The organism is Priestia sp. 53B2, assembly GCF_056099005.1.
Genome location: NZ_JBLZXA010000030.1, coordinates 588452 through 602122, shown reverse-complemented (window position 1 = coordinate 602122; position 13671 = coordinate 588452). Strand labels below are relative to the sequence as shown.

The window sequence follows — 13671 nt, the reverse complement described above, 5'->3', positions numbered from 1 at the left end:
CCCTATATGAGTTGCGCTTATTTAGGTACAAATCAATAGCCTTCAACTTATCTTCAAATGTATGTCTAGACATACAAGCACCCCAATCATTAGAGTTTCTTTGTCTAACAATTGGGGTGCAGTTCACTGTAGGTAGCCTTTCAATGACTTTAAAAATGATAGAAATAATGGAATATAGCTTAGACTTTGTTCACTTAATTAGCGTTTTAATCGATTAAATAATAAACCTGCTGCATTATTTAACACCTTGTCCGATTCTTTTAATCGTTTGTCTGAGTTTTCTAAATAGGATTGAGCAGATAATACAACATCTAACGGATCCTTGACATTCTTTTTTCGGTACATACTAAATGCCCTACACCATTTTTCCAATGAATCGTGCATTTAAAATTTACAAATGTATCATCGCTCGTTCTCAAACGCAAATGCCTGATGATGGGGTTAGATGAGGAGTGCTGTGACAGCATCCACATTGCTTGTTTCCGGTCGTCTTTATGAATAATGCTCCACAGACTAGAGACTGAAGAAAAATAAGAATGTGCTTGACTAGAAAAATGAAGGATTTCACCTTCTTGATTTAATTGAAAGTAAGGAACGGGGATCCATTTAAGTATGTTACTTTCCATCATGCACCTCTCCCAACTTAAGTAATCTCTTTTACCATATCACAATTACCTAATATTTGTATGATTTTTATTATTTTCCCCGTGCTTTTCCCCGTTTTAAGCTGTAAAGGCTAAAGAATTATTCAGTTTAAAACACTTGAAAAAAGAACATATGTTCGATAAACTAAAAATTAAAGGAGCGAATTCTATGCAACAGCTACTTCAAGAAAGCTACTCTTCAAAACGACCTGTTGAAATTATTTATATGGACGATAAAGGATGTTTGACACAGCGATTTATTATTGTGTATAAAATTTATCCTCAGAGCATAAAGGCTTGGTGCTTATTAAGAAACGAGAAACGAACGTTTAAAATAGAGAATATCCTTTCATGTGGGTTCAGTGATAAAAGAAAAAAAAGCTTTAGACAGAAAGCTTCCTCACTGTAAATACGACTTTTTCATGTCATTTCCTCTCATGGCGCGTGGAGTATGTTCACATACTATACCCACTAGAAAGGGGAATGGATATGACATCAAAGCAAGGAAATGAAACTAAACATACCGCTAAAGGAAGAGCGAAACAAACAGATATGACAATGCAGAGGGAGCAAAAGCAGCATCAGGCACAAAGTGCATCTTTATCTCATAATAATTGTCGGGCAAACCTTGATGGCGATTGATTAAAAAAGGAAAGCTTCTGAAACTGAAGCTTTCCTTTTTTTGCATTAAGTTAACTCGTATTTTTCTGATCCAATTACAATATAGTCTCTTGCTTGATATATGAACTTTACTGATTTTTCACAAACTTCGTACGAGTAATTCTCTAAAACATTGCTTTTTTGATTAATGTAATGCATAAAAGCACGCTGAAAATAACCATTCTCCACAAAAAGTTCCCCGGCTTTGCACAGCTTTTCATGTGCTTCTTCCAGCCATTTTGCAATTTGGCTGTCGTTGTTAGCAAATGTAAGGATGTGTGCATAGTGATCTGATAAATCTGTCATATCCTCTTTATCCTGGTCAAAATAAAACACTTTTTCTTTTTTTGACTGCAGCCTTTGTTTATGCAAAGTGATATTTTTTAACAGTTCTTTTTCAACGTCTTCTTCGGGACTTATATAGATGGGGCAGGTGCCTGCTACCTCACCTTGATCTGTAAATAATACAACATAGTACAAATCAAACATCATATCTCTCCCTTCACGTGTTCATACTATCCTATCTCGCATCCTTCACTTTTAGAATCATTTTTCTCATGTTTGTGCAACATTGGTTCTAATGTATTACTCATAAACAAACCTCAGTTTTAACAGGAAAGGAAAGAAAAGGGGAAGTGAAAATAAAAATTCTGCGTTTCTTCATTATAATAAGAAAAAACGATCTGTTTACTAGTATTTAAATCTTTCGAAAAATCAAAATAAATAATGATTGATTTCGTCACTTTATTGTGGTTTCATAATAAAGTGTAAAAAGACCATTTTTCTTTCAGAGAGAAATGAGATAGAGTACTTCTGTGTTGATTCTTTCTTTTGAATATAGTATACATACAGGGGTATATAAATTAATTGGGAGGAAAACATGGCGATACTATATATGAGCATAGGTATTTTACTTTTATTAATTTGTTACAGTTTTTATAAACGCTATGTGCCGGTGCAGGGAATAAAGAAAGTGACGACCGTCGACTGTGCTTCTACAACGATTTCGTATGTAGATGTTCGTCATTTTCATGAAATGAAACAAAACCCCTGTCAAAAAGCAATCCATATTCCGCTTCCTTATTTAGAGAGACAGCATGCAGAAATTCCATATAAAGAAGTGGTCGTAATTGTTCCTGACAGTATTTCCCGAAATTTAAGCATTCGGCAGCTCAAAAAACATGGGTATCAGGTCAAAGGATACATGTGTGCGGAAAGATGTGTGTAATAAAAAGAACAGCAAATGACCCTTTATAGGGTTTCCTTTTGGAAAGCTGTGATATATAAGCTAAAAGATACCTGTGTCAAAATGGGTATCTTTTTTTGTCATGAAGATAAGAAGAGAGGCAGGGATCGGTTTCTTTTGGTTCAACAGCTGCTGAGTCTTTTAGCGTATTTTTATGACAAAAGGTTTGAAAAATCCCTTTTGTGGTAAAAAAAAACGTAGTTCTCCTAGTGCATAGACAGAGGTTTAATAGGAAGTTATAATTTAGGCAATTACATAAAAGGGGAGTAAGCTAAGGAAGGTGAATAGATGTGCGAAAGATAAAGCGGTTGCTATTTCTGTTCATTTGTATAGCGGTTGTAATTGTTGCGTATGAGATGATTCGATATCCGATTGAAAACAATGCTGCAAGTGTGCAGCAGCATTTGCGAAATTGGGAGCATAAAGAAAGCATTGATGGTTCTGCAAGGATTACGCTGCAAGATTTTAAACGGGTTGATCACTCTAATACATACATAGCCTTATTCTCCATACCTGGTGATAAAGAAGGAATGGCCGTATTGAAGCAAGGATGGAACAAACGCCTGCGTATTGAAGTCAGTACCAAAATGAGCAATTTAGTGGATTATGATGATATCCATACAAATAAAGGGACATATGCGCTGTTTACAGGAACAAATAGAAGTAAACAAATTGATCGAGTAAAGGCGGCTTTGGTGCACGATACATATACAATTGATGCCGCGGTTCCAAAAAGTGATTATTTTGTGCTGTATGAAAAAATACCGAGTCATATTAAACATCCGTTTCCAGCAACGACAACGCTGCTAGATAAAGCAGGGGATGATATCACGGTTAAAGAATTTATGGATCAAGAGCTGCGTGAATAACACGCAGCTTTTTGCTATAATAAAAAGCTTTTAAAAAAAATTCACGTTTTGTTCATATTTTTGAAAGAAAGAACTTTAAGCAAAAAAATCAAATATTTGCTACAAAGTAAAGGGGAATTAACGGGCAAAATAAGTTTTATACAGGACGTCACATTTTCTTTGAAAATTTGTCACAAAATATTCAATTATGTCGATGTGTATTGATATATCAATGTTGAAGCAAACATACAAAGCTAATTTTGAAGTTATTCCTAAAGAAATAGTTAAGAAATGGGAGCTGGATCCTTTTATTTACATTTATTCATACCAAATTATGTGATAGAATATCGCAAGGTTGAAGCACTCTAACCCCATTGGTACAGTCACTATATTAGAATATTTTTAATATAAAAAAATAAAGCAAAAGGGACGAAAAAAATGTCATTTTGTATTACAATAGTAGTGGCCTACAAATAAGGGGGAAGAGAGTCTGTATAAAAATGTCGTTATCTAGCGAAAGATAGCGCATTTTGAATGTTCATCAATATAGGCTTCGCATCATGTGTTGTTAGAAAGGAGAGTTTTAAGTGAAACCAAAAAAAGGATTTTGGAAGCTAGTAGGTTTACTATCTGCGCTTTCACTAGTATTTTTGAGCGGTTGTTCAAAGCTTGCTGTATTGAACCCGCAAGGTCCTGTTGCAAAAACGCAATCTGATTTAATCATTTGGTCTATGTGGATGATGTTGATCGTGGTTGTTGTCGTATTTGCTATTTTTATATTTGTTCTTGTCAAATATCGTGAAAAACCTGAAAACATGGACTATGAGCCACCTGAGCAAGAAGGTAACTTAAAGATGGAGGTTATTTGGACAGCATTCCCAATCATCATCTTAATTCTATTAGCAGTGCCAACTGTTAAAGCGATCTATTCTGCAGAAGAAGTACCGGCAGAATCAAAGGATAAAGATCCAATCGTGATTCACGTTACATCTGCAAACTGGAAATGGATTTTCAGTTATCCGGAACAAAATATCGAGACGGTTAACTACGTAAACATTCCAGCAGATACGCCAGTGAAATTTGAGTTAACAGCTCAAGGACCTATGAACTCATTCTGGGTACCAGAACTTGGCGGACAAAAATATTCGATGAACAACATGTCAATGCCATTATACTTAGAAGCAGATAAGCCTGGTTCTTATATGGGACGTAGTGCTAACTTCTCTGGTGAACATTTCACTCAAATGCAGTTCGAAGTTCAAGCTCAAACGGACAAAGACTTCAAAGAGTGGGTTAGTGACGTAAAAGGCACAGCTGGTAAATTGACTGAAAAGAAATATGATCAAATCCTAAGCCCAGGCGTTGTTGGTCGTCAAACTTATAACGGTACACATTTAAAATGGATTGACCATGCAAAAGATGTATACATTCCTGGCAAAGAGCTAGAACGTGGTACAGGACATGATCACAGCAAGATGAAAGAAGACGAAAAAACGAGTAATGAAGAAATGGAAAACATGGATCACTCAAATCATGAATAACATTCATTTATTACACTAAATAACGTAATGATTGGGGGAAGACATAATGAAGCTAGATGAATTTTTCGTCACTGGCGAACCTATGATTTACGCTGCTGATGCAGCAATCGCTATGACGGTCATCGGTATCGTTTTTGTCTTAACATATTTCAAGAAATGGAAATGGTTATGGACAGAATGGTTAACAACAGTTGACCATAAAAGACTCGGTGTCATGTACATCCTTTCAGCTGTATTAATGCTTTTCCGCGGCGGAATCGATGGAATCATGATGCGTATGCAGCTTGCATTCCCGGGTATGAACATTTTAGATGAACATCACTACAACGGAGTCTTCACGGCTCACGGTGTTATCATGATCTTATTCATGGCAATGCCATTTATCATCGGACTAATGAACGTAATCGTTCCATTACAAATTGGTGCGCGTGACGTAGCATATCCGTTCTTAAACGCAATTAGTTTCTGGACATTCTTTATGGGAGCAATGCTATTTAACCTTTCTTTCGTAATCGGAGGAGCTCCTGATGCAGGTTGGACAAGTTACTTCCCGCTTGCAGGTAAAGAATTCAGTGAGGGCATCGGGAATAACTTCTATGCCGTTTCACTACAGATTGCTGGTGCTGGTACATTAATGACTGGTATCAACTTCTTTGTAACAATTTTAAAAATGCGTGCTCCTGGCATGACAATGATGAAAATGCCAATGTTTACTTGGTCAATCTTCATCACATCAATTATTATCATTTTCGCGTTCCCTGTATTAACAGTAGCGCTTGCACTTATGACACTTGACCGTGTATTCGGAACAGCCTTCTTTACAATGGCTAACGGCGGTCTTCCAATGATGTGGGCTAACTTATTCTGGATTTGGGGTCACCCTGAAGTATATATCGTTATTTTACCGGTATTCGGTGTCTTCTCAGAAGTTATCAGTACACATTCTCGTAAGAACTTATTCGGTTATAAAGCAATGGTTGTATCAATGGTCGGTATCGCATTCTTAAGTTACCTTGTATGGGTGCATCACTTCTTTACAATGGGTAACTCACCGTCAGTTAACTCGTTCTTCTCAATTACAACGATGTTAATCGCCGTACCAACCGGAGTTAAAATCTTTAACTGGCTCTTTACAATGTATAAAGGCCGTATCAAATTTACGACTGCGATGCTTTGGTCATTAGCGTTTATTCCAAACTTCGTAATCGGTGGGGTAACAGGGGTTATGCTTGCGATGGCATCAGCCGATTATCAATATCATAACAGTTACTTCCTAATCGCTCACTTCCACTATGTATTAATCTCTGGTACAGTGTTTGGCTGTTTCGCAGGTTTATACTTCTGGTATCCAAAGATTTTCGGTCACACGTTGAACGAAAAATTAGGAAAAATTTCATTCTGGATTTTTGTTGTTGGATTTAACGTATGTTTCTTCCCACAATTCTTCCTAGGTTTAGACGGCATGACTCGTCGTATGCAAACTTATGCAGACAACCTTGGCTGGAACGGATTAAACTTAGTTTCAACAATCGGTGCATTCTTAATGGGTCTTGGCTTCTTCGTATTAGTAGTTAACTTATTATACAGTGCATGGAAAAACAAACGCGACACTGCAAACGATCCTTGGGATGGTCGTACACTTGAGTGGTGGACTAAATCACCAGTTCAAGCTTACAACTTTGCAGTAATTCCTCATGTGAAAGAAATGGATGCATTCTGGCACATGAAAAAACGTAATGAAACAGAAATTAAAGCAGAAGACTTAAAACCAATTCACTTACCAAGCAACTCTGGTGTGCCGTTTATTTCAGGTATCTTCTGGTTTATCGGTGGATTTGGCTTAGTATTTGAATGGATTCCAATGGCAATCGTTGGATTAGCAGGTATTTTTGCTTGTATGCTTGCTCGTTCATTTGATTATGATCCGGGCTTCTATGTAAAAGTAGATGAAATCAAGAAGGTTGAAGGAATTACAGGGGGTGACAAATAATGGCAGGGCATTTAGATAAATCATTGCCGTTAGAATACCAAGAAGAACAAAGTCGCCTGAATATCCTTGGATTCTGGATTTTCTTAGGTGCCGAGATCGCGTTGTTCTCTACGCTGTTCGTAACGTACTTAACGTACCATACGCGCACAGCGGGTGGCCCTACTGCAGAAGAACTGTTCGTTGTTAAAGATTTTATGATCGAAACGCTGTTACTACTATTCAGTAGTTTCACGATGGGAATTGCCATCTTTAAAATGCGTAATAATGACTTAAAAGGACTTTTAGTTTGGTTCGTGATTACGCTTGTCCTTGGTGGAGGATTCCTTTTCTACGAAATTCGTGAGTTTTACATGTACGCAGTTCACGAAGGTGCAACAATGCAAACAAGTGCCTTCTTATCAGGGTTCTTTACACTACTTGGAACGCACGGTCTTCACGTAACAGTCGGTGTATTCTGGGCAATCAGTATTATTATTCAATTAGTAAGACGAGGATTAACACCAGTTACTGCTCGTAAAGTATTTATTATCGGTTTATACTGGCATTTCCTTGATGTTGTATGGATCTTCATCTTCACGCTTGTATACTTGAACGGATTGGTGGGATAAGACATGGAAAATAAACAAGGCCAAAAAGCAGGTTTTCCGCTTAGTCATGTATTTGGGCTTATCCTTTCACTAGCCTTAACATTCGCAGCGCTTGGTTTAGTAGTGCTAGCTGATCTATCAAGAAGCATTACGATGACTCTTATCATGATCCTAGCGTTATTACAAGCAGCAATGCAGCTAGTAATGTTCATGCACATGACTGAAAGTGAAAATGGTAAAGTACAGGTTGCAAATATTCTTTACAGTTTCTTTATTGCACTTTGTATCGTTGTTGGTACACTGTGGATTCTTGCAGCTCACTTTAACCATTAAAAATAAAACCACTTACTTCGGTAAGTGGTTTATTTTTTTTCATTCAGTTTATATTTCAACGTTTGATATTCTCCTGTGGGAACTTTTTTTACTACTTTTCCTTTATCATCTCTATAAACATTTACTTGTTCGTACACTTCAATGCGGTATCCGCCTCTTTTTTCTGTTTTGACATGAACTTCTTTGACCGACATATTTAATTGTTCCGCCTCGTCTTCATCAGCAGAGGTTTCAACAGCGCCTCCATCAAGTGAAAGGTGAGATAAGCTGTCAAATGACTGCTGGGAATTGTTATCAACATAGCTTGTCACGACTAAAATGCCGGCAAAAAACAATACTAAAAAAAGCGTCCTGACTTTCATCTTCATCTTAAAACACCCCCGTAAACTGACAAACCAGCACGACTGCACCTAATATCCAAACGTAAATCGCAAATGTTTTTAATGAATGATGCTTTAAATAATTGATCATCCATTTTACCGCTACATAACCAAATAAAGCAGATGAAAGGGTGGCGACGAATAAAAAGAAAACGGAAAGCTGCTCGACTTCACCTGTGACTACATCTTTTAACTGAAGTAACACCGCTCCGCAAATGGCCGGAGTCGACAATAAAAATGAAAAGTAAGCGGCTGTTTCACGGTCTAATTTCCGCATTAACCCAGCTACCATCGTTAAGCCCGATCGGGATACAGCAGGGAATATTGCAGCTGCTTGAAACGAGCCGATAAAAAAGGCATCTCCGTATGAAATATGATCCATTTTTTTATAGCCATTTTTTACGGAATCACCAAACCATAACAGCAGTCCCGTCGCAAGAAATTCCCAGCCGATCGTTAAGCCAGATTTAGAAATACTGTCAAAATAGTCTTTGAACAAAAGACCAATCGCAACTGCAGGGATCGTTCCTATCACTAAAAGCCCTGTGAGCTTGCTAAACGGATGACGAATAATATGCCATAGCTCATGCTTATAAAAGACAAACACAGCAAGCAGAGTGCCCATATGCAGCATCGTATCTAAATACAATCCTGCATCGTCTAAGCCAAATAAGTGACGCCCTAAATACAAATGCCCTGTGCTGCTTATCGGTAAAAACTCTGTAAGCCCTTGAATGATTCCCAAAATAAATGCTTCAAACCACGACATCTTATCACCTCATACAGCGTGTCCTTATTAGTAGTGTATAGAGGAAGTTCTGTGAACATGACAAAAACATGGAAGTATAGGCATTCATTTAGTGAAATAAATATATAAAAATAGGTCATAGTATAAGAAGAGACGACCATTCTTATCTCCATCTCATCTACAATGGAAAGAGGTGCTGAAAATGATACGAAAATGGGTTGCTGTATGCGTCGTATTCGCTGCTTTTATTTTTCCGCAAGCAGTAAGTGCTGAACAGCCAAAAGTAGAGGTATTTCAAATTGAAACGGGCAGAGTCGTTCGTTCAACGCCCAAACCTCCAAGTGTTCAAAAAGAAGCCGAAAAAAGTATTGCGTCCATTACTGGTTTATATAAAAAGGCAAGTCCGCTTCCTAAAAAAGGCTATCTTGTTAAAGTGCCTCTTGATCCAGCCGTAAAAATTGAAAATAGTGCGGTCAACACGCTGGCAAGTGAAGTTATTTTTGTTCTTGAGCCGAATCAAAAACCAATCATAATGGTATTTGACAATGAAAATAGAACCTATTTTTTTGAATTTACTCATGATTTAACTCTTCTCAGAAAAGCATTACAGCTATAAGTCATCGAAAAGATGGCTTTTTTTTACATAGACAGTTGACAGTTTATTATGATAAATGTAATATATTTAGAAAAGTCAGAAATAATAAGGGGGAGAATTATGTGATAGCTCTACGACCGTTCTCCAAAAAAGACTTTAAACAGCTAATGGATTGGATTCCCTCCGAGTCATTTATGGTGCAATGGAGCGGCTCTAGCTTTTCTTTTCCGCTTACTCCTAGACAGTTAAAACATTACATTCGATATGCAAATGAAGATGGTGCTTCTACCTATGCTTTTTCCGTCATAGATGACAATGAACAGCTTATTGGGCATATTTCTCTGGCTCATATTGATTATTATCATAAAACAGGAAGAATTGGCCGAGTGCTGCTTGGTGAAAAGTATAGAGGAAAAGGGCTTTGTTCGCACATGTTTGAAAAAGTGTTAGCTTTCGGTTTTGAAGAACTGGGTCTTCACCGAATTTCGCTCGGCGTCTTTGATTTTAACGAGCGGGCGATTCAGTCCTATGAACGAATTGGCTTTACACGCGAAGGCCTTCTTCGAGATGTTCGGCTTGTAGATGGACAGTACTGGAGCTTAATTGAAATGAGTATGCTAGAAAGTGAATGGGCACAGCGTGATGTGCATCAAAAATCAGGCTAAAATCTACTAGTGAAAAGCCAGCTTCTCAACAAGCAGGCTTTTTTGACGTGTGCTTAAATTTCTCCAAAAAGGTATAAATTTTCATTCATTAAGGCATATAGAGAGTAAGTGATGTGTAAAGGAGACCGTATGAATGAAAAAATACAAAATAGGGATCATAGCGGCATGTATTTTGCTTTTAGGAACCGCTGGATTTGGAATTGTCTATCAACAGCAAACATCTGCTAAAGAGCAGCCTCACTCGTTTAATGTACTAGTTATGGGCGTAGATGAAAGGCCAGGAGATACAGGCCGCTCAGATGTATTAATGGTGGTCAACTTAGATACGAGCCACAATAAAGCAAAAGTTATGCCGATCCCTAGAGATACGCGCGTGCACATTGATGGAAAAGGAACGGATGAGAAAATTAATCATGCTTATCGATACGGAGGCATTCCTTTAACCGTGCGCACGGTTGAGAACTTCTTAGATATCGATGTCGATTATTATGTGAAAGTAAACATGGAAGGCTTTAAAGATGTAGTAGATGAACTTGGCGGAGTATACGTTAAGAACCCGTTTCCTTTTGTGTTTGATTCATTTATCTTTCCTGAAGGAGAAAATGCGTTGAACGGCGAAAAAGCTCTTGCCTATGTGCGGATGAGACACGAAGATCCAAAAGGAGATTTAGGAAGAAATAATCGCCAGCGTCAAGTAGTGGAAGCCTTATTAGATAAAGGAATAAACATGTCAACGGTAAAAAACATTCCAAGTCTCCTCACGCTTGTAAAGAAGCATATTCGAACGAATATTGATGTCAGCGATGCATTTACGATGTATAACATCATTAAGAATGGTCGGCCTGATTTCGAAACGGTAACGGTAAAAGGAGAAGGACAAATGGTAGATGGTACATGGTATTATGTTGTCAAACCATCTGAAAAAAAACAGCTGAGCGTTATGTTTCAACAAACCCATTAATAAAAAAGAGGGCTGAAGAAACTCAGCCCTCTTTTTATTCACCAATTTCTTCTTGACGCTGCAAGCAGGAAATTTGTTTTTTCTCTGGATGGACACCAAATGTATAGCCCCACGTTTGCAATTTATCTAGAATGATTTCGTCTTTTTTAAAGCCAAAGATCATCACTACATCTTGGTTTTCATCTAAAAGCAAATACTTTTCATCTTTGCGCCACATCGTTAAGTTTGACGCATAGAAAAGATTCCAGCCGTTATTCATGCGATGACCGGTTGCTTGGTTTTTATAGTTGACAATCATATTTCTTCCTCCATTAGTGAATCTTTCTAAAAGTAAAACTTCAAAGAATATTATAAACGTTCTATTCCTAGAAATCTATTATTTATCCCGTTGAGGGGAACTTGCCGTAATGTTTATAAAATACATGTGATAAAAGATTTAGTATATAAGGATATATTTGTATAAAATGAGAATCAATAAGTAAGAAAACGGAGAAAAGAAGGGTCTAAAAGCGTATATAATTGAAAAAAATATAAGTTATCTAGCTTTAAAGACTTAAAAACACGCTTTTCAGACCATGGACATGCTTTTTCAAACTTCTACCTACAAGAAAGAAGGCAGAAGTGCGAAATGTGTAGGTGAATCTAAATGAGTTTACGGTAAACATGAGGCCCCAAAACGTGGTACACGCTAGAAAAGGGGGAAATTCAACGATGTCAAAAAAAGCGCTATGGATTAAAAATGCTTCGCAAGTTGTAACGGCCAAAGAAAATAAAGGTCCTTTAGCTGGAAAAGAAATGAGAAACTTAACGGTGATTGAAAATGGCTCAGTCTGGATAGAAGGAGATCAAATTGTGACCGTAGGTACAACAAAAGAGCTGGAACAAAAATATGAAAGGGAAAGAAATGACGCAATGATTATTGATGCTTCTCATAAAATTGTGACTCCGGGTCTGATTGATCCCCATACACACGCTGTGTACGCTGGCTCGCGTGAAGAAGAATTTTATAGGCGGTTTGAAAGGCCAACTTCTTACTTGGATTTATTAGAAGAAGGTGGAGGTATTCACTCCACTGTCGTTCAAACACAGGAAGAGTATGCGTACCGGATTTATCAGCAGAGCTATGAGCGTCTTACGTCTTTTCTAGCTCACGGAGTCACAACTATAGAAGTAAAAAGCGGGTATGGCTTAGAACTAGAAACAGAACTAAAGCAGCTGCAAATCGCTAAAATGCTGAATGATACACACGCAGTTGATGTAGTAAGTACCTTTTTAGGCGCACACGTCGTACCTCTTGTATATAAAAAAGATACGCAGAAATACGTCAATTTACTTATTCACGAAATGATTCCTCAAATTTCTTCTTATAAGCTTGCAGCATTTAATGATGCTGTATGTCTTCCAAATGCTTTTTCATTCAAACAATGTCAAGAAATACTAGAAGCCGGGAAAAGCCATGGCATGCTTCCTAAAATACATGCCGACCCCTTTGAATACTGCAGAGGAGCGGAGCTCGCAGCAGAGGTAGGAGCGATATCAGCAGATTATCTTTTGTATGCTTCTGATGAAGGATTAAAGAAACTGGCTGAAAAACGGATCGTAGCCACACTTTTACCGGGGAATTCCTTATTTGTTGGAATGAAGTGGCCAGATGCTAGAAAAATGATCGATTTAGGCGTTCCGGTTACTCTTTCTACAGACTGCAATCCAGGTTCATCTCCAACGACTTCACAGCAATTTGTGATGAATCTGGCATGTATGAATATGAACATGAGTCCTGAAGAAGTGCTTGTAGCCACAACTATTAACGCAGCGCATGCTATTAATCAAGGAGATAAGCTTGGGAGTATTGAAGCCGGAAAACAGGCTGACTTAGCGATTTTTAATGTCTCTAGTTATCGAACCCTTCAATATCAGTATGGCTTAAATCATATTGACTGCGTAGTAAAAAAAGGAGAAGTAGTTGTAGAAAACGGAAAAGTTTTGTAAAACAAGTTTACAGAAAAAGAGAAAAGGGTAAAGAATAGAGAATTTGTCACACATGCAAAGGCAGGGAATTTAGATATGATTACAAAACAAAATGTTATTCCATTACTAAAAGAAGCTTGCCCATCTTTTGAGCCAAGCGAAGAAGTGGACCTCAACGATAAAGACGAGCTGCAGCATGAATTAAGCCGTGTTGCGGGTCATTTAATCTCTCTTGAATATAACGGCCAGCTCCAGCGTGAACCGGACGTATTTGAAGCGATTGAACAGCTGTATATAGAAGGTGAAGCTGATGTGAAAGAAGCTGTTACAACGGGACTCTTTCAAGCAATGCATGAAATGATTATAGATCAGCAAATTAGTCCAGAAGAAATTGGAATGCTATTAAAACCTCACTCACTGAAGTGGTGGAAAACGATTGACCATTTTAGCGAAAACAGTGGTGAACAGTAAGGAAAAAGAACGTCATGGAAACATGATATCCGTG

General features: G+C 37.7%; 17 protein-coding genes. 12 read left to right on the top strand and 5 right to left on the bottom strand.

The features are described 5' to 3' along the window. Positions 1-198 precede the first annotated feature (198 nt). A complete protein-coding gene (locus tag ACN6NE_RS27865) occupies positions 199-345 on the bottom strand; it encodes a hypothetical protein (protein WP_474328502.1) in 147 nt (48 codons plus the stop codon). A 788-nt stretch (positions 346-1133) separates the two neighbouring features. On the opposite strand from ACN6NE_RS27865, the gene ACN6NE_RS27860 reads away from it, so the two are divergent. Further along, on the top strand, positions 1134-1286 hold the full coding sequence (locus tag ACN6NE_RS27860; protein ID WP_165351765.1) for a hypothetical protein: 153 nt from the start codon (positions 1134-1136) through the stop codon (positions 1284-1286). Positions 1287-1331: 45 nt separating this feature from the next. Here ACN6NE_RS27860 and ACN6NE_RS27855 read toward each other — a convergent pair whose 3' ends face one another. Next, on the bottom strand, positions 1332-1796 hold the full coding sequence (locus tag ACN6NE_RS27855) for a hypothetical protein (RefSeq protein WP_260511336.1): 465 nt from the start codon (positions 1794-1796) through the stop codon (positions 1332-1334). Positions 1797-2184: 388 nt separating this feature from the next. Between ACN6NE_RS27855 and ACN6NE_RS27850 the strand changes: the two genes are divergently transcribed. The 6 genes from ACN6NE_RS27850 to qoxD all read left to right on the top strand — a co-directional run bounded on the left by ACN6NE_RS27850 (position 2185) and on the right by qoxD (position 7849). Continuing rightward, complete coding sequence (locus ACN6NE_RS27850) at positions 2185-2532, top strand: rhodanese-like domain-containing protein (protein WP_013057829.1); 348 nt, start codon at positions 2185-2187, stop codon at positions 2530-2532. Positions 2533-2840: 308 nt separating this feature from the next. Then, positions 2841-3419, top strand: coding sequence for a hypothetical protein (locus ACN6NE_RS27845; RefSeq protein ID WP_057244438.1), 579 nt, complete (start codon positions 2841-2843; stop codon positions 3417-3419). 566 nt (positions 3420-3985) lie between these two features. Further along, positions 3986-4939: a cytochrome aa3 quinol oxidase subunit II gene (gene qoxA / locus ACN6NE_RS27840; RefSeq protein ID WP_013057827.1), complete on the top strand. Its 954-nt coding sequence runs from the start codon at positions 3986-3988 to the stop codon at positions 4937-4939. A gap of 46 nt (positions 4940-4985) precedes the next feature. Further along, a complete protein-coding gene (gene qoxB, locus ACN6NE_RS27835) occupies positions 4986-6929 on the top strand; it encodes a cytochrome aa3 quinol oxidase subunit I (protein ID WP_013083896.1) in 1944 nt (647 codons plus the stop codon). After that, complete coding sequence (qoxC, locus tag ACN6NE_RS27830) at positions 6929-7537, top strand: cytochrome aa3 quinol oxidase subunit III (RefSeq protein ID WP_013057825.1); 609 nt, start codon at positions 6929-6931, stop codon at positions 7535-7537. Before qoxB ends, qoxC begins: the two co-directional genes overlap by 1 nt. 3 nt (positions 7538-7540) lie before the next feature. Then, positions 7541-7849, top strand: a complete 309-nt coding sequence (gene qoxD, locus ACN6NE_RS27825) for a cytochrome aa3 quinol oxidase subunit IV (protein WP_013057824.1) — start codon at positions 7541-7543, stop codon at positions 7847-7849. A 29-nt stretch (positions 7850-7878) separates the two neighbouring features. Here the strand turns inward: qoxD and ACN6NE_RS27820 are convergent, their stop codons facing one another. Together ACN6NE_RS27820 and ACN6NE_RS27815 are read right to left on the bottom strand one after the other, a co-directional pair. After that, positions 7879-8217, bottom strand: a complete 339-nt coding sequence (locus tag ACN6NE_RS27820) for a hypothetical protein (RefSeq protein WP_116514107.1) — start codon at positions 8215-8217, stop codon at positions 7879-7881. Between the two features lies 1 nt (position 8218). Continuing rightward, positions 8219-8998 (bottom strand): undecaprenyl-diphosphate phosphatase, encoded by a 780-nt coding sequence (locus ACN6NE_RS27815; RefSeq protein ID WP_129710504.1) that lies wholly within the window; start codon positions 8996-8998, stop codon positions 8219-8221. A gap of 181 nt (positions 8999-9179) precedes the next feature. Here ACN6NE_RS27815 and ACN6NE_RS27810 point away from each other — a divergent pair, with 181 nt between their 5' ends. From ACN6NE_RS27810 to ACN6NE_RS27800, 3 genes are all read left to right on the top strand, one after another. Then, the gene (locus ACN6NE_RS27810; RefSeq protein ID WP_129710503.1) at positions 9180-9593 is read left to right on the top strand and encodes a hypothetical protein; all 414 of its coding nucleotides are present in this window, start codon (positions 9180-9182) and stop codon (positions 9591-9593) included. 101 nt (positions 9594-9694) lie between these two features. Then, positions 9695-10237: a GNAT family N-acetyltransferase gene (locus ACN6NE_RS27805; protein ID WP_116514105.1), complete on the top strand. Its 543-nt coding sequence runs from the start codon at positions 9695-9697 to the stop codon at positions 10235-10237. A gap of 133 nt (positions 10238-10370) precedes the next feature. Continuing rightward, on the top strand, positions 10371-11198 hold the full coding sequence (locus tag ACN6NE_RS27800; protein ID WP_129710502.1) for an LCP family protein: 828 nt from the start codon (positions 10371-10373) through the stop codon (positions 11196-11198). 34 nt (positions 11199-11232) lie between these two features. On the opposite strand, the gene ACN6NE_RS27795 is transcribed toward ACN6NE_RS27800, so the two are convergent. After that, positions 11233-11496: a hypothetical protein gene (locus ACN6NE_RS27795; RefSeq protein WP_013057818.1), complete on the bottom strand. Its 264-nt coding sequence runs from the start codon at positions 11494-11496 to the stop codon at positions 11233-11235. A 413-nt stretch (positions 11497-11909) separates the two neighbouring features. On the opposite strand from ACN6NE_RS27795, the gene hutI reads away from it, so the two are divergent. Then, positions 11910-13187 carry an imidazolonepropionase gene (gene hutI / locus ACN6NE_RS27790; protein WP_129710501.1) on the top strand — a complete coding sequence of 426 codons (1278 nt, stop codon included), beginning with the start codon at positions 11910-11912 and terminating at the stop codon, positions 13185-13187. Positions 13188-13262: 75 nt separating this feature from the next. Next, complete coding sequence (locus tag ACN6NE_RS27785; RefSeq protein WP_013057816.1) at positions 13263-13637, top strand: DUF7674 family protein; 375 nt, start codon at positions 13263-13265, stop codon at positions 13635-13637. The last annotated feature ends 34 nt before the right edge of the window (positions 13638-13671 follow it).

What these genes read in the sequence shown, in the direction of transcription:
- ACN6NE_RS27865 (WP_474328502.1), bottom strand. Translation starts at nt 345, where the DNA reads ATGTACCGAAAAAAGAATGTCAAGGATCCGTTAGATGTTGTATTATCT.
- ACN6NE_RS27860 (WP_165351765.1), top strand. Translation starts at nt 1,134, where the DNA reads ATGACATCAAAGCAAGGAAATGAAACTAAACATACCGCTAAAGGAAGA.
- ACN6NE_RS27855 (WP_260511336.1), bottom strand. Translation starts at nt 1,796, where the DNA reads ATGATGTTTGATTTGTACTATGTTGTATTATTTACAGATCAAGGTGAG.
- ACN6NE_RS27850 (WP_013057829.1), top strand. Translation starts at nt 2,185, where the DNA reads ATGGCGATACTATATATGAGCATAGGTATTTTACTTTTATTAATTTGT.
- qoxB (WP_013083896.1), top strand. Translation starts at nt 4,986, where the DNA reads ATGAAGCTAGATGAATTTTTCGTCACTGGCGAACCTATGATTTACGCT.
- qoxC (WP_013057825.1), top strand. Translation starts at nt 6,929, where the DNA reads ATGGCAGGGCATTTAGATAAATCATTGCCGTTAGAATACCAAGAAGAA.
- qoxD (WP_013057824.1), top strand. Translation starts at nt 7,541, where the DNA reads ATGGAAAATAAACAAGGCCAAAAAGCAGGTTTTCCGCTTAGTCATGTA.
- ACN6NE_RS27820 (WP_116514107.1), bottom strand. Translation starts at nt 8,217, where the DNA reads ATGAAGATGAAAGTCAGGACGCTTTTTTTAGTATTGTTTTTTGCCGGC.
- ACN6NE_RS27815 (WP_129710504.1), bottom strand. Translation starts at nt 8,998, where the DNA reads ATGTCGTGGTTTGAAGCATTTATTTTGGGAATCATTCAAGGGCTTACA.
- ACN6NE_RS27810 (WP_129710503.1), top strand. Translation starts at nt 9,180, where the DNA reads ATGATACGAAAATGGGTTGCTGTATGCGTCGTATTCGCTGCTTTTATT.
- ACN6NE_RS27800 (WP_129710502.1), top strand. Translation starts at nt 10,371, where the DNA reads ATGAAAAAATACAAAATAGGGATCATAGCGGCATGTATTTTGCTTTTA.
- ACN6NE_RS27795 (WP_013057818.1), bottom strand. Translation starts at nt 11,496, where the DNA reads ATGATTGTCAACTATAAAAACCAAGCAACCGGTCATCGCATGAATAAC.
- hutI (WP_129710501.1), top strand. Translation starts at nt 11,910, where the DNA reads ATGTCAAAAAAAGCGCTATGGATTAAAAATGCTTCGCAAGTTGTAACG.
- ACN6NE_RS27785 (WP_013057816.1), top strand. Translation starts at nt 13,263, where the DNA reads ATGATTACAAAACAAAATGTTATTCCATTACTAAAAGAAGCTTGCCCA.